Here is a 20,822-nt window from a genome sequence, read left to right on the forward strand (position 1 = left end):
GGCGTGGCTGTTCTTCCTATTCGCATCATGGGCGACCCCGTCCTGCACTCCCCCGCTTCCCCCGTCGACGAGATCACCGACGACATCCGCGTCCTCGTCGCCGACATGTTCGAGACCATGGACATCGCACCCGGCGTGGGCCTCGCCGCCCCGCAGGTCGGGGTGCCGCTGCGCCTCTACACGTACTCCTACGTCGACGATGACGATCAGCCCTGGCGCGGGGTCATCATCAACCCCGAGCTGTGGATGGTGCCGCTCGAGCCGGGCGAACCCGATGACGAGCTCGAGTCCGAGGGATGCCTCTCGTTCCCCGGCGAGCGATTCCCCCTGCGCCGCTCCGAGCGGGTGCGGGTGACGGGGCTCGACCTCGAGGGCGCCCCGGTCGAGATCGTCGTCGACGGATGGCGCGCGCGCATCATGCAGCATGAGTTCGATCATCTCGACGGCATCCTCTACATCGACCGTCTGTCGGACGGCGACTGGAAGACCGTGCAGAAGATCGCCAAGAAGCGCGGATGGGGCAAGCCGGGCGCCAGCTGGATGCCGGGCGTCGAGGATCTCGAAGGCTGACAGCCTTTCAGCCCAATCACAGGCTTCTCCGAGTTGCATCACAGACTCGCGGACGGATAGCGTTCTGGAGGCGGCATATCGGAATGCCCGCCCACGACGCTCTGGAGGGGACATCATGATGAAAATGCGCACTCGACGCGCACTGGCGCTCGCAGGTTCTGCGGTGGCGCTGTCGGTCGCTCTGACCGGCTGCAGCGCACTGAACGGCATTCTCGGAGGAGGTGCCGGCGACGCGGATCGCGACGAGGACACCGGACAGGTCACCGAGAGCGCCAACATCGACATCTTCGCGCTCAAGCTCGGCGACTGCAAGATGGCCAGCGCCTCCGGTCTGATCGAGGATGCCGATGTCGTCCCCTGCGACCAGCCGCACGATGAAGAGGTCTACTACGAGATCACGATGAAAGACGGCGAGTTCTCCGAAGAGGCCGTCGACACCGCCTCGCAGGAGTGCATCGGCGACGCGTACACGAGCTTCATCGGCGTCGCGTACGACGATTCCGCACTCGAGGTGTACCCGATCACCCCGACGCAGGACACCTGGGACCAGCTGAACGACCGCGTCGTGCAGTGCGTCGTCACCGACCCGGCAGGACAGACCACCGGCTCCCTCAAGGGCGCCGCGCGCTGATCAGATCGACGAAAGAAGGCCCCGTCATCGACGGGGCCTTCTTTCGTGCGTCGGTCCTGCTCCGCCGCGACGGCAGAGCTCCGGTGGAAAGGGAAAAGCCCCTCCGAAGAGGGGCTTTTCATTGGCTCCCCGGCTTGGACTCGAACCAAGAACCTGCCGGTTAACAGCCGGCTGCTCTGCCAATTGAGCTACCGAGGAATGTGCTCCGCTGCGCGGGCAACTCGTCAATCCTAGCAAACTCCGGAGCGTGCTCGTGACACGGGCCGCACATCGGGCGTGTCGCTCAGGGCCCGGCTCAGAGCCCCGAATCCGCTTCGGCGTTCGGCGCCCAGAGCAGGTCCTTGCCGACGCCGCGCGCCACCACATGCCCGCCGCGGAGCATGAGCGTCTCGGCGTTCAGCTCGCGGATGAAGTCGGCGTCGTTGGTGACGAGCAGAGCCCCCATCCCCAGTTCCTTCCGGCGTCGTGTGATCGCGTCGAACACGACCGGCCTGACCTCGAGGTCGAGGTTGGCGAGGATCTCGTCGGCGATCAGGACCCGCGGCTCGAGCACGAACGACCGGGCGATCGCGACCCGCTGGCGCATCCCGGCGCTGAGCTCGTAGGGGAACTTCGAGGCCGTGCCGAGCGGAAGGTGCAGTTCGTCGAGCAGCGTCGCGACCCGGATCGACAGCGCCTTCGTGTTCACGCGCTTCTCGCGCATCAGAATGGGCTCCGCGATCACCTCGTTGACCGTGAGCTGGGGCGGAAGGTCGGCACCGGCCCCCTGTGGCACGAAGCCCGTGCGGTAGGTGAGCACCCGATGCTTGCGCCCCGGACGGCGGATGTCGACGCCGCAGACCTGCGCGCTCCCTCCGACGACCCGGACGGAGGCATCGGTCGAACCGGCCAGCGCGGCGACGAGCGTCGATTTACCCGACCCGGTCGGACCCGCCACGCAGATGAGTTCACCGGGCGCGAGTGAGAAGCTGACACCGTCGATGGCCCGGGTGGGGCCGCTGTGGCCCACGCGGTCGATCACGAGGTCGGAGGTGTCGATCGCGTTCGTCGACTCGGGGCGAGAGGCCATTCCTCCATCCTGCACTGCCGCACAGGACGGAGTCCGTTACGACTCGGTGAACCGCTGACGCTCGACGTCGATGTCTCTCAGACGCATCCGCAACGCGCGTCCTCCGTCGGAATCCGCCGGCACCCGCTGCACGGCACCGAGCAGCTCCTCCTTCTCCTGCTGGAGGCTCCGCATGATCAGACGACGGGCGAGGTCGGTCGTCGATGCGACCGCACCCTCTTCGTTGCGTGCAGGGAACGGCGTCATCAGCAGCTCTCCCGCGAGCGAACGGTACGGCTCGCGCACCGAGTTCACGGCATCCGTCACCCAGCCCGATCGGGTGCGATCGGGGGCGGCGGCGACCGCCTCGCGCACGGCATCGAGACCCGGCGTGCGGAACGGAGCGCCGAGCGCACGTGCGAGCAGCGCCTGATCGACCTGGTGCCCGTACTGCAGCGCTCCCATCAATGCATCCCGCTCGACAGCGACGTCGGCGGTGCGGGGCAGGCTCGCGAGCGTCACCGGTGCGAGTGCGGAACCCGCCCCGGAATCGGATGCGGTGTCGTGCCGGGTGACCGTCTCGTGGCGCGACGTCTGCGCTCCCCCGCGAGCCGCCCGCTCGACCTCACTGTGAACCTCGGTCGGATCCATGCCGAGGCGGCGGGCGAGGACGCGCTCGTAGCCGGGGCGCAGCAGGCGGTCGCGGATCTCGGCGACGATCGGCGCCGCGGCACGCAGGGCACCGACCCGCCCCTCGACGGTGGCGAGATCGAAGCCGCTCAGCTTGCGGTCGATGGCGAACTCGAACATCGGCTGCTTGGTCTCCATGAGAGAGCGCACGGCGGCGTCGCCGCGCTGCAGTCGCAGATCGCAGGGATCGAGGCCGTCCGGGGCGACGGCCACGAACGTCTGCGCATTGAAGCGATCATCCTCGGTGAACGCCCTCAGAGCCGCCTTCTGACCGGCCTCGTCACCGTCGAAGGTGAAGACCACTTCGCCCGAGGCGTTGTCGTCTCCCATGACGCGGCGCAGCACCTTGATGTGATCGGTACCGAATGCCGTGCCGCAGGTCGCGATCGCCGTAGTGAGACCCGCCAGATGGCAGGCCATCACGTCGGTGTATCCCTCGACCACCACGACCCGGCGAGGGTCGCCACGGGCGATGTCGCGCTTGGCGAGATCGAGGCCGTACAGCACCTGAGCCTTCTTGTAGATCGGGGTCTCGGGGGTGTTCAGGTACTTCGGACCCTTGTCGTCGTCGAACAGCTTGCGGGCGCCGAATCCGATCGTCTGCCCTGACACGTCGCGGATGGGCCACACCAGACGGCCGCGGAACCGGTCGTACACGCCGCGCTGACCCGTGGAGACGAGGCCTGCGGTGCTCAGTTCGTCGCGCGTGAAGCCCTGCGCCGTGAGCGCCTTGAGCATCTTGTCCCACCCACGGGGGGCGAAGCCGACACCGAAGTGCGCCGCGGCTCCGGCGTCGAAGCCACGCTCACCCAGGAAGCGACGCCCCTCCTCGGCATCCGCGGTGAGTAGCTGACCCCGGAAGTACTCCGCCGCGGCCGTGTTGGCGGCGTACAGGCGGCTGCGTCCGCTCGTCTCCGGTGCCGATCCGCCGTCTTCGTAGTGCAGCGCGAAGCCGACACGGCCGGCGAGTCGCTCGACGGCTTCGGTGAAGCTGACGTGATCCATCTCGCGGAGGAAGGAGTAGACGTCACCCGATGCGCCGCATCCGAAGCAGTGGTAGTAGCCCACCTGGGGCCGCACGTGGAAGCTCGGGCTCTTCTCGTCGTGGAAGGGGCAGAGCCCCTTGAGCGACCCGACGCCCGCTGACTTGAGCGCGACGCGCTCTCCGACGATGTCGGCGATGTTCGTGCGCGCCTTGACCTCGTCGACGTCGGCCTGGCGGATGAGGGGCATCAGCCCACCTCTTCGACGACGACCCGACGCGGTGCGTGCGGGGTCGCCCCCGGTCGGGCGTGCCGCGGCGTCCAGATGCCGACCTCGGCCGGATCGATCTCGCCGACGAGCCTGTTGTGCCAGTCGATCGCGCTCTGGTCGGTGAGACTCGCGATCTGATCGACGATCACGCGGGCGCGCTCCGCATCCGTCGTCGCCGCCATGAAGTCGGCGGAGAAGGCGGGCTCGAGCACATCCGCTCCCGCAGACCACAGGGCGTCCGTCGACCAGAGCGCATCGGCGAGCCGCTTGAGCACGCGACGCTGCTCCTTGTACACGCCCTTGCGAGCGTCGATCGTCACGATCGCCTGACCCATGATCCCCTTGAGCACGGCGATCTCGGCTTCGATCACCCGGGGCACGACGACATGCGCGTTGTACCGCACGAGAGCGGGTCCCGCGTAGGCCTCGCGCGTGGCCGACACGGCCGCGCGGGCGAACCGGCCGATGAAGTCGCTGGTGAGGTTCTTGAGACGGGCGAGATCGCGACGGGACCGATCGAACGACCCCAGCCACATCGGCTGCGACGCGAGTCGGTAGAGCGCATCGGCGAGCTCGTCACGAGTGAAGTCGTATCCCACCCACTGCTGGATGCGGTCGATCAGCGCCTCGTGCTGACGTGGATCCGAGAGCTGGGCGACATCGACGTAGCCGTTGAGGATCGCGTCCTCGAAGTCATGGACCGAATAGCCGATGTCGTCCGAGAGATCCATCACCTCGGCCTCGATGCAGCGCAGCCGCCCCGGAGCGCCCTCGCGCATCCACCGGAAAACCGCCTCATCGTCGGGGTACACGCCGAACTTCAGACGACCGCCGGGGTCGGGGACCGGGTGATCGACCGTCCACGGGTACTTGCAGGTCGCGTCGAGGCTCGCCCTGGTGAGGTTGAGGCCGACGGACTGCCCGTCATCGTCGATGGCCTTGGCCTCGAGCCGGGTGAGGATGCGGAGGGATTGCGCATTGCCCTCGAAACCGCCGATCGGCTCGGCCCATTCGTTGAGCGCCCTCTCGCCGTTGTGTCCGAACGGCGGGTGTCCCAGGTCGTGGCTGAGGCACGCGGTGTCGACCACGTCGGCCGAGACGCCGAGCTCCGTCGCGAGCTCACGGCCGACCTGCGCGACCTCGAGCGAGTGCGTCAGGCGGTTGCGGGCGAAGTCCGCCGTGCTGGCGGGACTGAGCACCTGCGTCTTCGCGGCGAGACGGCGCAGCGCTGCGGAGTGCAGAACCCTCGCCCTGTCACGGGCGAAGTCACCGCGGGCCGAGCGATGGGTCTCGGCGAAGAAGCGCTCGGCGTCACGGGGGTCGTAGCCGTCCGATCGACCGCCTGCTGTGTGTGCCTGAGGATCAGCCGCCACTGTTCTCGATCTCCGCCCCTCGCATCATCTCGGATGCCGATGCCGCGAGCTCCCGCGACTCCAGCCACTTGTCCGGCAGCGCAGGCCGCTTGGGGCGACCCGAACGACCGCGCTGGCCCTCGGCATCCGCACCGGGGTAGGGAGCGCTGTGGTCGAGCTGACCGAGCAGGTCGTCGATCTCGGCGAGGCTCGACGCCGTCGCGAGGCCGGTGCGGATGTCGCCGCCGACCGGATACCCCTTGAAGTACCAGGCGACGTGCTTGCGGACGTCGCGGCATCCGCGGTCCTCGTCTTCGAAGAACTCGACGAGCAGCTCGGCGTGGCGACGGAAGGCGTTCGCCACGAATCCGAGGGTCGCATCGACGGGGTGCGACTCGGCTCCGAACGCCTCGGCGAGTTCACCGAACAGCCAGGGACGCCCCAGGCACCCGCGCCCGACGACGACGCCGTCGCAGTCCGTCTGCTCCATCATGCGCACCGCGTCGGCGGCGGACCAGATGTCGCCGTTGCCGAGAACAGGGACGCTGGTCACGGCCTGCTTGAGCTCGCCGATCGCGTTCCAATCGGCGAAGCCGGAGTAGAACTCGCTCGCGGTGCGGGCGTGCAGGGCGATCGCTGAGACCCCCGCATCCTCCGCCGCCCGGCCGGCGTCGAGGAAGGTCAGGTGATCGGGATCGATGCCCTTGCGCATCTTGATGGTCAACGGCACATCGCCCGCGGCCTTCACGGCCTGCGTGACGATCTGCGAGAAGAGCGAGCTCTTCCACGGCAGCGCCGCCCCGCCGCCCTTGCGTGTGACCTTCGGCACCGGGCAGCCGAAGTTCAGGTCGATGTGGTCGGCGTGGTCCTCGGCGACGATGATGCGCACCGCCTCGGAGATCGTGTGCGGATCGACGCCGTAGAGCTGGATGGAGCGCGGGGTCTCGGACTCGTGGTGACGGATGAGACGCATGGTCGTCTCGTTGCGCTCGACCAGCGCACGGGACGTGATCATCTCGCTCACATAGAGGCCCGCGCCGTACTCGCGGCAGAGGCGACGGAACGCCGTGTTGGTGATGCCCGCCATGGGTGCGAGGACGACCGGCACGTCGAGAGCGATCGGACCGATGCGAAGGGTGCGAGCGGATGCGGTGGCGAGAGTCATATCCCCTCCATTCTCCCAGACATGGAGCCGGTCTCGGCGCATCGATCTAAGCTGTGAATATGACCGATCCCGCAGTCCGCTCCATCCCCTTCACCGACGCCGACGGCAACGAGAAGACCCTCGACGACCTCGGCGCCGACGTGGTTCTCGTCGTCAACGTGGCGTCGAAATGCGGATTGACCCCGCAGTACGAGCAGCTCGAGGAACTGCAGCGCCTGTACGGCGACCGCGGCTTCAGCGTCGTGGGGTTCCCGTGCAACCAGTTCTTCGGACAGGAGCCGGGTTCGGTCGACAGCATCCTCGAGTTCTGCTCCACCACCTACGGCGTGACGTTCCCGATCAACGACAAGGTGAAGGTCAACGGCAAGAACGCCACCGAGCTCTACAAGACGCTGAAGGAGACGCCGGATGCCGGCGGCAAGGCCGGCCGCGTCGAGTGGAACTTCGAGAAGTTCCTCGTGCTCCCCGACGGAGAGGTCGTCCGGTTCCGGCCCAAGCAGAAGCCGAACGACCCCGAGATCGTCGGCGCGATCGAAGCCGCCCTGACCCGCTAGGCCCTGGGCGCTGCTGTCGGCGGGATGGTGTCTGCGCATGGATGACGAGCGAGCGCTGTCCGGCGGCAACGCGACCGGGATCGTCACCCGAGTCGGCGACACCGTCCGAAAGCAGTGGAGCGCCTCGACGCCGAGCGTCCATGCCTTCATGTCGCATGTGCAGGATCGAGGTGTCGAGGTTCCGACGCCGCTCGGTCGAGACGAGCGCGGACGCCAGCGCGTCGAGTTCATACCCGGGCCGCTCGCGATCGACGGCGGCCCGCTGAGCGCGGACGGGTTGCATCGCGTCGGCGGGATGGTTCGCGCCATACACGACGCGAGCGAGACCTTCACTCCTCCCGCTGACGCGCGTTGGGATACCGCCATCCCTGCCCCGGACGCGCAGATCGTGTGCCACAACGATCTCGCGCCCTGGAATCTCGTCATCGGAGACCGATGGGTCTTCATCGATTGGGATGCCGCGGCACCGAGCACCCGGCTGTGGGATCTCGCCTATGCGGCCCAGACCTTCACGCTCTCGGTCCTCGAAGCCGCGCCTCGGGATGCCGCTGACGGTCTCCGCGCATTCGTCGACGGCTACGGCGCCTCTGCCGAGTTCAGGACGCGACTGCCCCTGATGATGCACCGACGCGCCGCGGCGATGCTCGAGCTGCTGACCACCGCGCATTCGCACGGCCGTGAGCCGTGGTCATCCATGTTCGCGGATAGCCACGGCTCCTACTGGGCTGCGGTCGTCGACTACGTCGGCGCGAATCAGCAGACCTGGCTCGACGCGCTGACCGCGACTCGGCCCGCCTCGACCTCTGAAGGGGCCTGACCGCTAGACGGCCGTGGCTTCGGTCTCGGTTTCGCCCCGCTTGGCCCAGAGATCACGCAGCACGTTCTCGAAGGCGGCCGGCGGCTGAGCGCCGCTGATGCCGTACTGGCCGTCGATCACGAAGAACGGGACGCCCTGGATTCCATAGGCCTGCGCCTGCGCCTGATCCTGGCGGACGTCCGAGAGGTGACGTCCCGACACGAGGGCCTCACGGGTGTCGTCGGGGTTGAGTCCGACGTCGCCGGCGAGCTCGACCAGGTCGTCGATGCGGCCGACGTGCTTGCCCTCGGTGAAGTAGGCCGACATCAGGCGCTCCTCCATCTCGTGCTGGACGCCCTCGGCCTTGGCGAAGTGCAGCAGTTCATGCGCCTTGACGGTGTTGGTGTGCTGCAGCAGATCGAACCGGTACTGCAGACCCGCCTTCTCGGCGACTCCGGTCACGTTCGCGAGCATCTGCTCGACCTGGTCGCGGGGCATGCCCTTGTGGCCGGCGAGGAAGTCGACCTCATCGCCGTCGAAGTCGACGGGGGTGTCGGGCGAGAGTTCGAACGAGTGGAAGGTGATGTTCACCTGCGGAGCGTCGTCATCTCCGGCGACGGCTTCCAGTCCCTTCTCGAGGTTGCGCTTGCCGATGTAGCACCAGGGGCAGGCGATGTCGGACCAGATGTCGATCGAGATGGCTTCAGTCACACTCACATCCAACCGCATCCTCGTCTCCACTATTCCGTCGCGTCCCCCGCACCGCGAGCGACCGCACCACACCCCGCACCCTGAGCGAGCGCAGCGAGACGAAGGGCGCACCCCCGAGCGCACCCCGCACCCCGCCCCCTGAGCGAGCGCAGCGAGACGAAGGGCGCACCCCCGCACCGCACGGCCTGTGGACAGCGCCCTTCCCGATGCCTGAAAGTCGGTAGCGTCCTCGGATGCCGTTCGTCTACATCCTCCAGTGCCGCGATGGGAGCTTCTACACCGGAAGCACGCTCGACCTCGAACGGCGTCTCGCGGAGCATCAGTTCGGCGAGGGGTGCGACTACACGCGCCGCCGTCGTCCTGTCGAGCTCGGGTGGAGTTCTGAGTTCGCTCGCATCGACGATGCCTACGGGTGGGAGCGGCGCATACACGGGTGGACAAGAGCCAAGAAGCGCCTTCTCATCGAGGGGCGCTACGACGAGCTTCCAGGATGGAGCAGACGCCACCGCGATCCGTCGAGTGCGGATTGACGCCCTTCGTCTCGTCGCTCCGCTCCTCGCTCAGGGGACGGACCTCCCCCGCCCCCTGATCCAGCTCGACCTCCCCGTACCCTGAGCGAGCGAAGCGAGACGAAGGGCGCGGGCTGACGCCCTTCGTCTCGTCGCTCCGCTCCTCGCTCAGGGGACGGACCTCCCTGATCCAGCGCGACCTCCCCCGCACCCTGAGCGAGCGCAGCGAGACGAAGGGCGCCCTTCGTCTTCTCGCTCAGGAGACGGTGCCGCCCCGATCCGTGGATAGGATTCTCGGATGCTGTCCGCTGACGACCCGCTTCCGCTCCGCCCCGAGCGCGTGCTGATCGCCGGTGTCACCGGGTCGGGAAAGACGACGCTCGCTCGACGCGTGGCCCGGTTGTGGGATCTGCGCCACGTCGAGATCGACGCTCTGTTCCACGGGGAGAACTGGACGCCGCGTCCGACGTTCATCGACGATGTGCGCGCCTTCGCCGCAGAAGACCGCTGGGTCACCGAATGGCAGTACACGAGCAAGGGCACCGACGAGATCCTCGCCCCGCGGGCACAGATCGTGATCTGGCTCGACTATCCGTACCGCATCGCGCGGAGACGCCTGCTGGCCCGCACGCTGAGGCGGCGGCTGCTCCGCACGCCGCTCTGGAACGGCAACGTCGAACCGGCGCTGTGGGAACGCGATGGATGGACCGGCGAGAACGACATCCTGCGGTGGCAGAAGAACACGCGCACCAAATGGTCAGAGCGCATGCCTCGCATCGAAGCGACGCATCCGCATCTGGATGTGGTTCGCCTCGATCATCCTCGCGCTCTCGAGGCCTGGCTGAGCCATGTCGAGCGGGCGCCGGCATCATGAGGTCTCGGATGCTGTCCGCCGACGACCCGCTTCCGCTCCGCCCCGATCGAGTGCTGATCGCCGGTGTCACGGGGTCGGGAAAGACCACGCTCGCGGCCCGACTCTCGACGCTCTGGAGCATCGATCTCCATGAGATGGACGCCCTGTATCACGGGGAGAACTGGACGCCGCGTCCGACGTTCATCGACGATGTGCGGGCCTTCGCCGCAGAGGACCGCTGGGTCACCGAATGGCAGTACACGAGCAAGGGCACCGACGAGATCCTCACGCCGCGCGCGCAACTGGTGGTCTGGCTCGACTACCCCTGGCCGATCGTTCGCGCGCGCTTGCTGCGTCGCACGCTGAGCCGAAGTCTGCTGCGCACCGAGATGTACAACGGCAACGTCGAGAAGCCTGTCTGGCAGGTGCTCTCGACCCGTGACCCTGCACGGAGCATCCTGGCCTGGCAGACCAAGACCCGCCGGTTCTGGGCGACCCAGATGCCGCTGAAATGGGAGCGCTTCCCTCACCTCACGATCGTGAGGCTCAGGCACCCCCGCGAGACCGAGCGGTGGCTGCACGCTCAGGCTGCCCTTCGTCTCGCGGCGCGGCCCCTGAGCGAGGAGCGCAGCGCCGAGACGAAGGGCGCTCAGGAGGCGGAGGGAGTGTCGATCGCCCCGCCGAAGCGCCGGTCGCGCGACAGGTAGATCTCGATCGCACGCCACAGCTCCTCGCGCGAGAAGTCCGGCCAGAGCGTGTCGAGGAACACCATCTCGGCATAGGCGGCCTGCCACAGCAGGAAGTTCGAGGTGCGCTGCTCCCCCGAGCTCCGCAGGAAGAGATCGACGTCGGGCATGTCCGGCACGTAGAGGTTGCGCCTGATCATCTTCTCGCTGATCGCGTTCGGCTTGACCCGACCGGCCGCGACATCCGCGGCGATCGACCGCATCGCGTCGACGAGCTCGACACGACCCCCGTAGTTCACGCACATCGTGAGGGTGAGCACGTCGTTGTCACGCGTGAGCTGCTCGGCGTACTGCAGCTCCTTGATCACGCTGCCCCACAGCCGCGGCTTGCGGCCGGCCCAGCGCACGCGCACACCCCACTCGTTGAGCTGGTCGCGGCGGCGATGGAGCACGTCACGGTTGTACCCCATCAGGAAGCGCACCTCCTCGGGAGAGCGCGCCCAGTTCTCGGTCGAGAACGCGTACACCGAGAGGTGTTTCACTCCGGCTTGGATGGCGCCGGCGACCACGTCGAGCAGCACCTCCTCCCCCGCCTTGTGACCCTCGACACGGCTGAGTCCGCGGCGATTCGCCCAGCGGCCGTTCCCGTCCATGACGATCGCGACGTGCGCGGGAACCGCCGGGAACGCGGGCGGCTGCACGCCCGTCCAGTCCAGGGGGCGGTATGCCACGGCATCCTTGTGCGTGTACGGCTTGGGACTCACCGTGCTCCTTCTCGGGGGTGGTCGGCGACGAGGTGCGCGAGCGAGCGGATGCCGCGCTCCAGATGCCACTGGGCGTAGGCGGCGACGAGACCGGATGCGGCCGCGTTGTCGACGTGCGGCGCGGCATCGATCACGTCCCACTCCCCGGCCATCAGGGAGCGCAGCAGTGACAGCGTCCGCTCGGCCACCTTCGGGCTGCCCGCCGGTGCGCAGTTCGGGCATACCGCTCCGCCCAGCTGACCGACGAAGTGCTGGTGCGGACCAGGCGCCGCGCACCGCGCGCAGTCGCCGAGCGACGGCGCCCAGCCCGACAGCGCCATGACCCGCAGCAGGTAGGAATCCAGGATGCTGCGCGGCGAATGCTCTCCGCGCGACAGCGCCCGCAAGCCGCCCACCAGCAGCAGGTACTGCTCGGGGGTGGCCTCGGAGTCGCTCAGTCGATCGGCGGTCTCGACCATCGCGTTCGCCGACGTGAACCTGTCGTAGTGGGCCGCGATGTCCGATCCGTACGACCCGAGAGACTCGGCCTGCTGCACGATGTCGAGCGTGCGCCCCTGATAGAGCTGCACGTCGGCGACCATGAACGGCTCGAGACGCGAGCCGAACTTCGACGAGGTACGACGCACCCCCTTGGCCACGGCCCGGATCTTGCCGTGCCGCCGCGAGAGCATCGTGACGATGCGATCGGCCTCACCCAGTTTGTGGGTGCGCAGGATCACCGCTTCGTCTCGGTAGGTGGGCACCGTTCGATTATCCTCCGTGCGGGAGAATAGAGGGGTGACCGAACCGCTCTTCATCATTCCGCTCTGGGCGGACCTGCTCGGCGTCGGGCTCGGAGGCGTGCAGGGCGCGCTCTTCGCCTCCGGATTCCAGGGGCAGCGGCGCCTCGACTGGTTGGGCGTCGCCATCATCGGGATCATGATCGGCATGGGCGGCGGACTCATCCGCGACATCCTGCTCGGGCAGACTCCCGCGACGCTGCAGAACAACTGGTATCTGATCACCGCCACGGGCGCCGCACTGCTGGGGATGCTGCTGGCGGGGCTCTTCACGCGCCTCAACCGGGTGATCGTCGTGCTCGATGCCGTCGTCATCGGCATGTTCGGAGCCTTCGGCACGAGCAAGGCCATCGCCTTCGGCATCCCGCCCGTCCCCGCCGTGTTCATCGGGGTGTGTGCGGCGGTCGGCGGCAGCGTGCTGCGCGACATGCTCATGGGCCTCCCGACCGCGATCATGCACGTCGGCTCGCTCTACGCCGTGGCCGCCGGCGCCGGCTGCACGTTCATCGTCGTCTCGAACGCCTTCGGCGTGCCCATTCCGCTCGCGGCAGTGCTCGGGATCGTCGTGACCGCGGTGATCCGCATCCTGGCCGTGAGCTTCGACGTCTCGCTCCCCGAGCAGCGCCGCATCTACCGCCGCAAGGTCGCGGCCGAGACCGGCGTGATCCCTATCATCAAGCCCAGCATCGACCTCTAGGCGCCCTTCGTCTCGTCGCTCCGCTCCTCGCTCAGGGAACAGCACCGCCCCCTGAGCGAGCGAAGCGAGACGAAGGGCACCGCCCCCTGAGCGAGCGAAGCGAGACGAAGGGCGAACGGCTCAGACGGCCGCGAGCTCCTGCTGACGCGTGCGGATCGAACGGTTCACGCCCGACACGATCGCCTTGAGGGATGCGGTCGAGATGTCGCCGTCGATGCCGACGCCCCACAGGCGCTGGTCGCCGACCTGCAGCTCGACGTAGGCTGCGGCCTGTGCGTCGCCACCGGCGCTGAGAGCGTGCTCGACGTAGTCGTAGAGCGTGATGTCGAAGCCCTGGCCGCGCAGCACCTCGATGAACGCCGCGATGGGTCCGTTGCCGTTGCCGGCGACGGCGACCTGCTGGTCGTCATCGCGCAGTGTCACATCGAGCACGACGTCGCCCGACATGTCGCTGCGGGTCTGGGTCGCGAGCAGCTCGAAGCGTCCCCACTTGGCGGACTCGTCGGCGGCAGGCAGGTACTCGTCGTTGAAGATCGACCAGATCTGCTCGCTCGTCACCTCGCCACCCTCGGCGTCGGTCTTCGTCTGGACCACGCCCGAGAACTCGATCTGCAGCTTGCGGGGCAGGTCGATCGCGTGGTCGGCCTTCAGCAGGTAGGCAACGCCGCCCTTGCCGGACTGGGAGTTGACGCGGATGACGGCCTCGTACGAACGTCCGAGATCCTTCGGGTCGACCGGCAGGTAGGGCACCGCCCACTCGATGTCGTCGACCGTGACGCCCTCGGCGTCGGCGCGGGCCGCCATGGCCTCGAAGCCCTTCTTGATCGCGTCCTGGTGCGATCCGCTGAACGCGGTGAAGACGAGGTCACCGGCCCAGGGGCTGCGCTCCGGCACGGGCAGCTGGTTGCAGTACTCGACCGTGCGCTTGACCTGGTCGATGTCGCTGAAGTCGATCTGCGGGTCGATGCCCTGGGTGAACAGGTTGATGCCCAGTGCCACGATGTCGACGTTGCCGGTGCGCTCCCCGTTGCCGAACAGGCATCCCTCGATGCGGTCGGCGCCGGCCATGTAGCCGAGCTCCGCGGCCGCGATCGCGGTGCCGCGGTCGTTGTGCGGGTGCAGCGAGAGGATGACGTTCTCACGGTGCGCGAGGTGACGGCTCATCCACTCGATCGAATCGGCGTAGACGTTGGGAGACGCCATCTCGACAGTGGCAGGGAGGTTGATGATCACCTTGCGGTCGGGAGTCGGCTCGAAGACCTCGATCACCTGGTTGCAGATGTCGACGGCGAACTCGAGCTCGGTCCCGGTGTAGCTCTCGGGCGAGTACTCGTAGTAGACCTTCGTGTCGGGGATGGTCTTCTCGAACTCGCGGCACAGACGTGCACCCTCGAGGGCGATGTCGATGATGCCCTGCTTGTCGGTGCGGAACACGACCTCGCGCTGCAGCACACTCGTGGAGTTGTACAGGTGCACGATCGCCTGCTTCGCGCCGGCGATCGACTCATAGGTGCGAGCGATCAGGTGCTCGCGCGCCTGGGTCAGCACCTGGATCGTGACGTCGTCGGGGATCAGGTTCTCTTCGATGAGCTGACGCACGAAGTCGAAGTCGGTCTGGCTCGCCGAGGGGAACCCGACCTCGATCTCCTTGTAGCCCATGCTGACGAGCAGCTCGAACATGACGCGCTTGCGCTCGGGCGACATCGGGTCGATGAGGGCCTGGTTGCCGTCACGGAGGTCGACGGCGCACCAGCGCGGGGCCTCAGTGATGCGGGCGTCGGGCCAGGTGCGGTCCGCCAGGTCGACGGTGATCTGCTCGTTGTACGGCCGGTACTTGTGAATCGGCATCGCGGACGGGCGCTGAGTGTTCTGCATGATGGGGCTTCTTCTCTTCGTCGGATATGTGAACGGGCCAACACAAGCGCCGCGACGAGGAAGGCCCTAGCTTCAGGACTCGTCGCGGCAGCTAAGAAGAAGCAGACCGCCGAAAGGCATGCGGCCATGCTAGCAGGATCGCTGTGATTCTCCGGAGCACCCGTGAGACGATGCGGTCGGTGACGACACTGGCAGGTATGAGCACATCGCGCAGACGTACGCTTCTCGCCGCAGCGGTCCTCTCGGGGATGATCGGCCTCGCCGCCTGTTCCGCGGCGCCCGGATCGTCGCCGGCCCCGACCAGCTCCGGACGGCCCGCCTGGGACGCGGGCGACGTGACGCCCCCGGAGGGACGTGTGATCGGCACCGGCATGGTGCTCGACGCCGCGGGAGACGTCGAACTGTGCCTCGGCGCGGTCGCCGAGTCGTACCCGCCGCAATGCTCGGGCGTTCCGGTGGACGGGTGGACGTGGGACGGAGTCGACGGCAACGACACCAGTGGTGACGCCACCTGGGGCATGTACGCGGCCTACGGCACGTATGACGGTCATCGCTACACGATCACCGACCCGCCCATCATGCTGGCGCTCTACGACTCGGTGGCCCCGGTGGATCCGGCCAACGGCGTCGAGGGGACGACGTCCGCTGCCGACCTCGCCCGGGTGCAGGACGAGCTCTCGACCACGCTCGGGACCGACGCGCTCAGCGTCTGGACGGAGCGGGGGTACGTCTGGGTCCAGGTCGTCTGGGACGACGGCTCCCTGCAGGATGCCGTCGACGACGCCTACGGCGACGACGTCGTGCTCGTCACCTCGGCGCTGCGCGAGATCGACTAGCGCGCCGGGATCAGGGCGAGCTTGCCGCCGGGGTGCCCCTCGGCGAGCAGGGCGAGCGCCGCGGGTGCCTCGTCGAGAGGGAAGGTGCGGGCGAGCGGTACGACGAGTTCACCGTTCTGCGCCAGCCTCACCAGCTCGCCGCGGATGTCGTCGCGGAACCGCGCACTCGCGGGCATCGACCCGGCGATCGCGAGGATGCCGTCCGCCTCGGCCCTCCCCATGGCGGCGATCGTGACGATGCGCGCACGGTCGGCGACGAGTTCGAGGGACACGTCGACGGCCTCGGCGGTGCCGACCGCGTCGAGGGCTGCGGCGACAGCTGCACCCTCGGAGGCAGCGCGCACCCGATCCGCGAGTCCCGGTCCGTAGGCGACGGGCGTGCCGCCGAAGTGCCGCACGACATCGAATCGACTCGTGCCGGCCGTGCCGATGACCCGGATGCCCCGCAGCGCCGCCTGCTGCAGCACGCTGACGCCGACGGCGCCCGATGCCCCGTGCAGCAGCACGGTCTCGCCGGGGGCCGCTCCCGTGACCGCGAGCATCTCGGCCGCCGTGGTGCCCGCGAGCAGCAGGTTCGCGGCCTCGGGGTGGCTGAGGGGAGTCGGTTTCGCGAACGCCTTCTCGGCGGGGATGGTGAGTGCCGTGGCGTACCCGCCGCTCACGCGGAAGGCGATCACCTCGTCGCCGATCTCGGCCGGTCCGGATCCGATCGTCGTGTCGGGACCGATCGCGGTGATCACACCCGACACCTCGTATCCGATCGCCACCGGCAGCTCGACTCCCGGCCGAGGGCCGGCGACGTGTTTGGCATCCGCGGGATTCACACCCGCCGCGTGGACCTCGATGGTGATCTCTCCGACACCGGGTCGGGGAACCTCGTACTCGACGAAATCCCACTCCTCAGGTGCGCTCCACGATGAGGCGACCCAGTGCATCGCCATCAGAAGCCGAGCCGTCCGAGCTGCTTCGGGTCGCGCTGCCATTCCTTGGCGACCTTGACATGCAGGCCCAGGAACACCCTCGTGCCGAGGAGGTCCTCGATGCCGGCGCGGGCGCGACGGCCGACGTCGGCCAGCCTCTTGCCCTTGTGTCCGATGATGATCGCCTTCTGGCTGTCGCGCTCCACGACGATCGAGGCGTGCACGTCGGTCAGGTCCGTGCCCTCGCGGGGAGCGATGTCGTCGATCACGACGGCGATCGAGTGCGGCAGCTCGTCGCGCACGCCGTCGAGCGCCGCCTCACGGATCATCTCGGCGATGCGGTCCTCCTCCGACTCATCGGTCGTGACGCCCTCTTCATAGAGCGCGGGGCCCACCGGCATCAGCGAGAGCACCTCGTCGGCGAGCACCTCCAGCTGATCGTTCGTGAGAGCGGAGATCGGGATGACCGCATCCCAGTCCTCGCGAAGAGCATCGACCTCCAGGAGACGCTCGGTGATGTCATCGCGGCCGGCCGCATCGGTCTTCGTGACGATCGCGATCTTCTTGGCGCGGCGGTATCCGTCGAGCGATGCCGCGATGCGGCGGTCGCCGGGGCCGACCTTCTCGGTCGCAGGCACGCAGAATCCGATCACGTCGACGTCGCCGAGGACCTGCTCGACGAGGTCGTTCAGACGCTCGCCCAGAAGAGTGCGTGGCTTGTGGATGCCGGGTGTGTCGACGATGACGAGCTGCCCGTCCGGGCGATTCACGATCCCGCGGATCGCGCGTCGGGTCGTCTGCGGCTTCTCACTCGTGATGGCGATCTTCTCGCCCACCAGAGCGTTCGTGAGAGTCGACTTGCCCACGTTGGGGCGCCCCACGAAGGTCACGAACCCGCTTCGCGTCTGCTCAGTCATCGTGTGCGTCTCTCTCTTCTGCGGCATCTGCCGCATCCTGTGCCGAGCGTTCCACGAACACCGTCGCGATGCCACGGCCGCGCCCTCGCGAGGCGCCGCCCGTGAGGGTCAGTCCTTCGACGGTCACCGTCGATCCCGGTTGCGGGACCTGGCCCAGCGTCTTGCCGAGCAGGCCACCGATCGAGTCCACGTCCTCGTCCTCGAGCTCGAGACCGAAGAGGTCGCCGACATCTTCCAGCGACAGCCGGGCACTGACCCGGTACCGTCCGTCGCCCAGCTCGACGACTTCGGCCGACACCTGATCGTACTCGTCGGAGATCTCGCCGACGAGCTCCTCGATGAGGTCTTCGAGCGTGACCAGACCCGAGATCCCGCCGTGCTCGTCGATGACGAGGCACACGTGCACCGCGTCGCGCTTCATCTGCTGCAGCAGCGTCTCGGCACGCATCGACTCGGGGACGAAGGTCGCCGGGCGGGAGATCGGCCGGATGGATGCCGCCCGCCACGCGTTCTCGTCGCGGAAGGCGAACTGCACCAGATCCTTGAGGTAGAGCACTCCGACGACGTCATCGGCGTCGTCGTCGACGACCGGCATGCGCGAGACGCCGCGCTGCAGGAACAGCGTCATCGCCTCGCTGGTCGTCGCCGTCGCGTCGACGGTCACCATCTCGGTCCGGGGCACCATCACGGCGCGCACGAACTGGTCGGTGAAGTCGAACACCGAGTGGATGAGGTCGCGGTCGTCGGCCTCGATCAGGTCGTTGGACGCGGCCTCGTCGACCATGCTCAACAGCTGCTCCTCCGACGTGAACGAGCTGCGGCCACGTCCGGGTGTGACCCTGTTGCCGAGGACCACGAGCCCCTGAGCGAGCGGGCCGAGGATGATGCGCAGGGCGCGGACGACCGGAGCGTTCGCGCGCAGCATCCCCTCGGCGTGGTGCCGACCGAACGATCGCGGGCTCGCCCCGACCAGCACGAAGCTGATGCCGGTCATCAGTACCGCCGCGGCGAGCATCGCCCACCAGATGTTGTCGAACAGGATGCTGAAGGCGACCGTGACGAGCACGGCGGCGGCCGTCTCCGTCAGGACGCGGATGAATGCGACGGAGTTGACGTGTGCATCGGGGTCCGCGGCGATCCGCGTGAGCTGGGGGGCATTGCGCCCTTCCGTGCCCATCTCCTCGATGTCAGAGCGCGATGTGACGCCGAAGGCCGCGTCGATCGCGGCCATCAGGCCGCCGAACGCGACCAGCAGCACGGCCGCGGCGAGCAGGAAGGCGGCGGTCATCGGCGACGTTCGGACGCGGCGAAGCCCTGGATCAGCTCCTTCTGCAGTCCGAACATCTCGCGCTCGTCATCGGGTTCGGCGTGATCGAAGCCGAGGAGGTGCAGCAGCCCGTGGGTGGTCAGCAGGATCAGCTCGTCCATCAGGGTGTGGCCTGCAGCCTGCGCCTGCGTCTCGGCGACCTGGGGGCACAGCACGATGTCACCGAGCAGCCCGGGTGCGGTCGGACGATCCTCGGTGCCGGGGCGCAGCTCATCCATCGGGAAGCTGAGCACATCGGTGGGACCGGGCTCGTCCATCCACTGGACGTGCAGCGCCTCCATGGCCGCCTCGTCGACGAGGACGATCGCCACCTCGGCGTCGGGGCTCACGTGCAGCTGGGCGAGGTTGAAGTCCGTCAGCCGCTGCAGCACGGTCTCGTCGACGTCGATGGCCGACTCGTTGTTGATCTCGATCATGACTGTGCTCGATTCATCAGAAAGCTCGATTCATCAGGAGAGGCCTCGTCTCGGCTTCCGGTCTCGGGGTCCTGGGCGCTGGGCGCCCCTGCGCTCGGCGCGGTTGGCGAACTCGGCGGCCTGCTCGCGTTCGAAGCGCTGGGCGGTGCGCTGCTCGTCGTATTCGCTGTACGCGTCGACGATCCGACCCACGAGCGAATGACGCACGACGTCGTCGCTCGTGAGGCGGGCGAAGTGGATGTCGTCGATGCCGTCGAGCACGCGCGTGACGAGGCGGAGTCCCGACGATCCCTGGGGCAGGTCGACCTGGGTGATGTCACCGGTCACGACCATCTTCGAGCCGAAGCCGAGACGCGTGAGGAACATCTTCATCTGCTCGGGCGTGGTGTTCTGCGCCTCGTCGAGCACGACGAAGGAGTCGTTGAGCGTGCGCCCCCGCATGTAGGCGAGCGGTGCGACCTCGATGGTTCCGGTCGCCATCAGGCGCGGGACGACCTCGGGGTCCATCATCTCGTTCAGGGCGTCGTAGAGCGGACGCAGGTACGGATCGATCTTGTCGGTCAGCGTGCCGGGCAGGAAGCCCAGCCGCTCCCCCGCCTCGACGGCGGGACGCGTCAGGATGATCCGGGTGACCTCCTTGCGCTGCAGCGCCTGCACGGCCTTCGCCATGGCCAGGTAGGTCTTGCCCGTGCCGGCGGGACCGATGCCGAACACGATCGTGTTCTCATCGATCGCGTCGACGTACTCCTTCTGCCCCACGGTCTTGGGCCGGATGACCTTGCCCCTCGTCGAGAGGATCGCCTCGCCGAGCACCTCGCTCGGTCGCGGACCGTCTTCGGTGCGCAGCATCCGCGCCGAGCTCGAGACGTCGCTGGGCGCGAGGTCGTGGCCTGCTCTGGTCATGGTCAGCAGCTCCTCCACGAGATTCTTCGCCTTCGCGACGGCATCGGCCGTGCCCGAGAGCGTGATCTCATTGCCGCGCACGAGGACCTGCACATCGGGATGCTCCTTCTCGAGCATCCGCAGCAGGCGGTCCTGCGGACCGAGCAGCCGCACCATGGCCACCCCGTCCACCGCGATTGTCTCCCGAGCGGACGGGACGTCGGCCGGGTCGTGAGTGATGTCAGCGGCCAACGAGGTTCGTCTCCCGAAGGTCGCCGGCGAGGACGTGCGCGTGCACGTGCGGCACGGTCTGTCCTGAGTTCTCCCCCACATTGAAGAGGAGTCGGAAGTCGCCGTCGGCGTGCTCGCGTGCGAGTCGGCCGGCCATCGCGACCATCTCGGCGAGCAGAGCGGGGTCGTCGGCCGCGAGCTCGACGACGTCGACGTACTCGCGCTTGGGGACGACCAGCAGGTGCAGCGCTGCCTGCGGGTTGATGTCGCGCAGGACGAAGAGCCGCTCGTCCTCGGCGACGATCTCACCGGGGATCTCACCGTCGAGGATGCGGGTGAACAGGGAGGGGGCTGACATG

Annotated in this window: 23 protein-coding genes and 1 tRNA gene; 9 read left to right on the top strand and 15 right to left on the bottom strand. The window is 68.0% G+C overall.

The genetic code is table 11. The features are described from left to right. Positions 1 to 3: 3 nt before the first annotated feature. Both def and ASD43_RS12800 read left to right on the top strand, forming a co-directional pair. Positions 4 to 570: a peptide deformylase gene (gene def, locus ASD43_RS12795; protein WP_082539386.1), complete on the top strand. Its 567-nt coding sequence runs from the start codon at positions 4 to 6 to the stop codon at positions 568 to 570. A 124-nt stretch (positions 571 to 694) separates the two neighbouring features. Further along, a complete protein-coding gene (locus ASD43_RS12800) occupies positions 695 to 1,201 on the top strand; it encodes a septum formation family protein (protein ID WP_235564131.1) in 507 nt (168 codons plus the stop codon). A gap of 122 nt (positions 1,202 to 1,323) precedes the next feature. Here ASD43_RS12800 and ASD43_RS12805 read toward each other — a convergent pair. The 5 genes from ASD43_RS12805 to dusB form a co-directional block, all read right to left on the bottom strand. Further along, positions 1,324 to 1,399: transfer RNA gene (locus ASD43_RS12805), tRNA-Asn, on the bottom strand. A 97-nt stretch (positions 1,400 to 1,496) separates the two neighbouring features. Beyond that, positions 1,497 to 2,270 carry an ATP-binding cassette domain-containing protein gene (locus ASD43_RS12810; RefSeq protein ID WP_056418163.1) on the bottom strand — a complete coding sequence of 258 codons (774 nt, stop codon included), beginning with the start codon at positions 2,268 to 2,270 and terminating at the stop codon, positions 1,497 to 1,499. Positions 2,271 to 2,306: 36 nt separating this feature from the next. After that, positions 2,307 to 4,172 (bottom strand): DNA primase, encoded by a 1,866-nt coding sequence (dnaG, locus tag ASD43_RS12815; RefSeq protein WP_056418166.1) that lies wholly within the window; start codon positions 4,170 to 4,172, stop codon positions 2,307 to 2,309. Continuing rightward, positions 4,172 to 5,566, bottom strand: coding sequence for a deoxyguanosinetriphosphate triphosphohydrolase (locus tag ASD43_RS12820; RefSeq protein ID WP_056418169.1), 1,395 nt, complete (start codon positions 5,564 to 5,566; stop codon positions 4,172 to 4,174). The genes dnaG and ASD43_RS12820 overlap by 1 nt, the downstream gene beginning before the upstream one ends. Beyond that, positions 5,556 to 6,710, bottom strand: a complete 1,155-nt coding sequence (dusB, locus tag ASD43_RS12825) for a tRNA dihydrouridine synthase DusB (protein WP_056418175.1) — start codon at positions 6,708 to 6,710, stop codon at positions 5,556 to 5,558. Before dusB ends, ASD43_RS12820 begins: the two co-directional genes overlap by 11 nt. A 59-nt stretch (positions 6,711 to 6,769) precedes the next feature. Here dusB and ASD43_RS12830 point away from each other — a divergent pair, with 59 nt between their 5' ends. Next, the gene (locus ASD43_RS12830; RefSeq protein ID WP_045254584.1) at positions 6,770 to 7,264 is read left to right on the top strand and encodes a glutathione peroxidase; all 495 of its coding nucleotides are present in this window, start codon (positions 6,770 to 6,772) and stop codon (positions 7,262 to 7,264) included. Between the two features lie 37 nt (positions 7,265 to 7,301). After that, positions 7,302 to 8,081: a phosphotransferase enzyme family protein gene (locus ASD43_RS12835; RefSeq protein ID WP_056418178.1), complete on the top strand. Its 780-nt coding sequence runs from the start codon at positions 7,302 to 7,304 to the stop codon at positions 8,079 to 8,081. 3 nt (positions 8,082 to 8,084) lie between these two features. Here ASD43_RS12835 and ASD43_RS12840 read toward each other — a convergent pair whose 3' ends face one another. Continuing rightward, complete coding sequence (locus ASD43_RS12840; protein ID WP_056418181.1) at positions 8,085 to 8,771, bottom strand: DsbA family oxidoreductase; 687 nt, start codon at positions 8,769 to 8,771, stop codon at positions 8,085 to 8,087. Positions 8,772 to 9,004: 233 nt separating this feature from the next. Here ASD43_RS12840 and ASD43_RS12845 point away from each other — a divergent pair, with 233 nt between their 5' ends. The 3 genes from ASD43_RS12845 (at position 9,005) to ASD43_RS12855 (ending at position 10,840) form a co-directional block, all read left to right on the top strand. Beyond that, positions 9,005 to 9,301 (top strand): GIY-YIG nuclease family protein, encoded by a 297-nt coding sequence (locus tag ASD43_RS12845; protein WP_056418185.1) that lies wholly within the window; start codon positions 9,005 to 9,007, stop codon positions 9,299 to 9,301. A gap of 277 nt (positions 9,302 to 9,578) precedes the next feature. After that, positions 9,579 to 10,154 carry an ATPase AAA gene (locus ASD43_RS12850; protein WP_045254588.1) on the top strand — a complete coding sequence of 192 codons (576 nt, stop codon included), beginning with the start codon at positions 9,579 to 9,581 and terminating at the stop codon, positions 10,152 to 10,154. Positions 10,155 to 10,162: 8 nt separating this feature from the next. Further along, positions 10,163 to 10,840: an AAA family ATPase gene (locus ASD43_RS12855; protein ID WP_082539387.1), complete on the top strand. Its 678-nt coding sequence runs from the start codon at positions 10,163 to 10,165 to the stop codon at positions 10,838 to 10,840. On the opposite strand, the gene ASD43_RS12860 is transcribed toward ASD43_RS12855, so the two are convergent. Continuing rightward, the gene (locus ASD43_RS12860; protein ID WP_056418189.1) at positions 10,783 to 11,583 is read right to left on the bottom strand and encodes an isoprenyl transferase; all 801 of its coding nucleotides are present in this window, start codon (positions 11,581 to 11,583) and stop codon (positions 10,783 to 10,785) included. The two genes, ASD43_RS12855 and ASD43_RS12860, sit on opposite strands and share 58 nt — an antisense overlap. Continuing rightward, positions 11,580 to 12,326 carry a DNA repair protein RecO gene (gene recO / locus ASD43_RS12865; protein ID WP_045254590.1) on the bottom strand — a complete coding sequence of 249 codons (747 nt, stop codon included), beginning with the start codon at positions 12,324 to 12,326 and terminating at the stop codon, positions 11,580 to 11,582. The genes ASD43_RS12860 and recO overlap by 4 nt, the downstream gene beginning before the upstream one ends. 34 nt (positions 12,327 to 12,360) lie before the next feature. On the opposite strand from recO, the gene ASD43_RS12870 reads away from it, so the two are divergent. Further along, a complete protein-coding gene (locus tag ASD43_RS12870) occupies positions 12,361 to 13,059 on the top strand; it encodes a trimeric intracellular cation channel family protein (RefSeq protein WP_056418192.1) in 699 nt (232 codons plus the stop codon). A 120-nt stretch (positions 13,060 to 13,179) separates the two neighbouring features. Here the strand turns inward: ASD43_RS12870 and leuA are convergent, their stop codons facing one another. Beyond that, positions 13,180 to 14,934: a 2-isopropylmalate synthase gene (gene leuA / locus ASD43_RS12875; RefSeq protein ID WP_045254592.1), complete on the bottom strand. Its 1,755-nt coding sequence runs from the start codon at positions 14,932 to 14,934 to the stop codon at positions 13,180 to 13,182. 197 nt (positions 14,935 to 15,131) lie between these two features. On the opposite strand from leuA, the gene ASD43_RS12880 reads away from it, so the two are divergent. After that, entirely contained in the window at positions 15,132 to 15,770 is a 639-nt protein-coding gene (locus tag ASD43_RS12880; protein WP_157550965.1) for a hypothetical protein, read from the top strand. On the opposite strand, the gene ASD43_RS12885 is transcribed toward ASD43_RS12880, so the two are convergent. The 6 genes from ASD43_RS12885 to ASD43_RS12910 form a co-directional block, all read right to left on the bottom strand. Beyond that, the gene (locus ASD43_RS12885) at positions 15,767 to 16,711 is read right to left on the bottom strand and encodes an NADP-dependent oxidoreductase (protein WP_056418193.1); all 945 of its coding nucleotides are present in this window, start codon (positions 16,709 to 16,711) and stop codon (positions 15,767 to 15,769) included. The two genes, ASD43_RS12880 and ASD43_RS12885, sit on opposite strands and share 4 nt — an antisense overlap. After that, on the bottom strand, positions 16,711 to 17,607 hold the full coding sequence (gene era, locus ASD43_RS12890; protein WP_056419642.1) for a GTPase Era: 897 nt from the start codon (positions 17,605 to 17,607) through the stop codon (positions 16,711 to 16,713). The genes ASD43_RS12885 and era overlap by 1 nt, the downstream gene beginning before the upstream one ends. Beyond that, a complete protein-coding gene (locus ASD43_RS12895; RefSeq protein ID WP_056418196.1) occupies positions 17,600 to 18,895 on the bottom strand; it encodes a hemolysin family protein in 1,296 nt (431 codons plus the stop codon). Before ASD43_RS12895 ends, era begins: the two co-directional genes overlap by 8 nt. Beyond that, entirely contained in the window at positions 18,892 to 19,350 is a 459-nt protein-coding gene (gene ybeY, locus ASD43_RS12900) for an rRNA maturation RNase YbeY (protein ID WP_056418199.1), read from the bottom strand. Before ybeY ends, ASD43_RS12895 begins: the two co-directional genes overlap by 4 nt. 33 nt (positions 19,351 to 19,383) lie before the next feature. Next, on the bottom strand, positions 19,384 to 20,409 hold the full coding sequence (locus ASD43_RS12905) for a PhoH family protein (protein WP_235564177.1): 1,026 nt from the start codon (positions 20,407 to 20,409) through the stop codon (positions 19,384 to 19,386). A 64-nt stretch (positions 20,410 to 20,473) separates the two neighbouring features. Beyond that, a complete protein-coding gene (locus ASD43_RS12910; RefSeq protein WP_056418205.1) occupies positions 20,474 to 20,821 on the bottom strand; it encodes an HIT domain-containing protein in 348 nt (115 codons plus the stop codon). Between the last annotated feature and the right edge of the window lies 1 nt (position 20,822).

Origin of the sequence: Microbacterium sp. Root553 (assembly GCF_001426995.1) — a bacterium.
In the GTDB taxonomy this organism is placed as follows: Bacteria; Actinomycetota; Actinomycetes; order Actinomycetales; family Microbacteriaceae; genus Microbacterium.

What these genes read in the sequence shown, in the direction of transcription:
- ASD43_RS12800 (WP_235564131.1), top strand. Translation starts at nt 695, where the DNA reads ATGCGCACTCGACGCGCACTGGCGCTCGCAGGTTCTGCGGTGGCGCTG.
- ASD43_RS12810 (WP_056418163.1), bottom strand. Translation starts at nt 2,270, where the DNA reads ATGGCCTCTCGCCCCGAGTCGACGAACGCGATCGACACCTCCGACCTC.
- dnaG (WP_056418166.1), bottom strand. Translation starts at nt 4,172, where the DNA reads ATGCCCCTCATCCGCCAGGCCGACGTCGACGAGGTCAAGGCGCGCACG.
- dusB (WP_056418175.1), bottom strand. Translation starts at nt 6,710, where the DNA reads ATGACTCTCGCCACCGCATCCGCTCGCACCCTTCGCATCGGTCCGATC.
- ASD43_RS12830 (WP_045254584.1), top strand. Translation starts at nt 6,770, where the DNA reads ATGACCGATCCCGCAGTCCGCTCCATCCCCTTCACCGACGCCGACGGC.
- ASD43_RS12835 (WP_056418178.1), top strand. Translation starts at nt 7,302, where the DNA reads ATGGATGACGAGCGAGCGCTGTCCGGCGGCAACGCGACCGGGATCGTC.
- ASD43_RS12845 (WP_056418185.1), top strand. Translation starts at nt 9,005, where the DNA reads ATGCCGTTCGTCTACATCCTCCAGTGCCGCGATGGGAGCTTCTACACC.
- ASD43_RS12850 (WP_045254588.1), top strand. Translation starts at nt 9,579, where the DNA reads ATGCTGTCCGCTGACGACCCGCTTCCGCTCCGCCCCGAGCGCGTGCTG.
- ASD43_RS12855 (WP_082539387.1), top strand. Translation starts at nt 10,163, where the DNA reads ATGCTGTCCGCCGACGACCCGCTTCCGCTCCGCCCCGATCGAGTGCTG.
- leuA (WP_045254592.1), bottom strand. Translation starts at nt 14,934, where the DNA reads ATGCAGAACACTCAGCGCCCGTCCGCGATGCCGATTCACAAGTACCGG.
- ASD43_RS12880 (WP_157550965.1), top strand. Translation starts at nt 15,132, where the DNA reads ATGAGCACATCGCGCAGACGTACGCTTCTCGCCGCAGCGGTCCTCTCG.
- ASD43_RS12885 (WP_056418193.1), bottom strand. Translation starts at nt 16,711, where the DNA reads ATGGCGATGCACTGGGTCGCCTCATCGTGGAGCGCACCTGAGGAGTGG.
- era (WP_056419642.1), bottom strand. Translation starts at nt 17,607, where the DNA reads ATGACTGAGCAGACGCGAAGCGGGTTCGTGACCTTCGTGGGGCGCCCC.
- ASD43_RS12895 (WP_056418196.1), bottom strand. Translation starts at nt 18,895, where the DNA reads ATGACCGCCGCCTTCCTGCTCGCCGCGGCCGTGCTGCTGGTCGCGTTC.
- ybeY (WP_056418199.1), bottom strand. Translation starts at nt 19,350, where the DNA reads ATGATCGAGATCAACAACGAGTCGGCCATCGACGTCGACGAGACCGTG.
- ASD43_RS12905 (WP_235564177.1), bottom strand. Translation starts at nt 20,409, where the DNA reads ATGGTGCGGCTGCTCGGTCCGCAGGACCGCCTGCTGCGGATGCTCGAG.
- ASD43_RS12910 (WP_056418205.1), bottom strand. Translation starts at nt 20,821, where the DNA reads ATGTCAGCCCCCTCCCTGTTCACCCGCATCCTCGACGGTGAGATCCCC.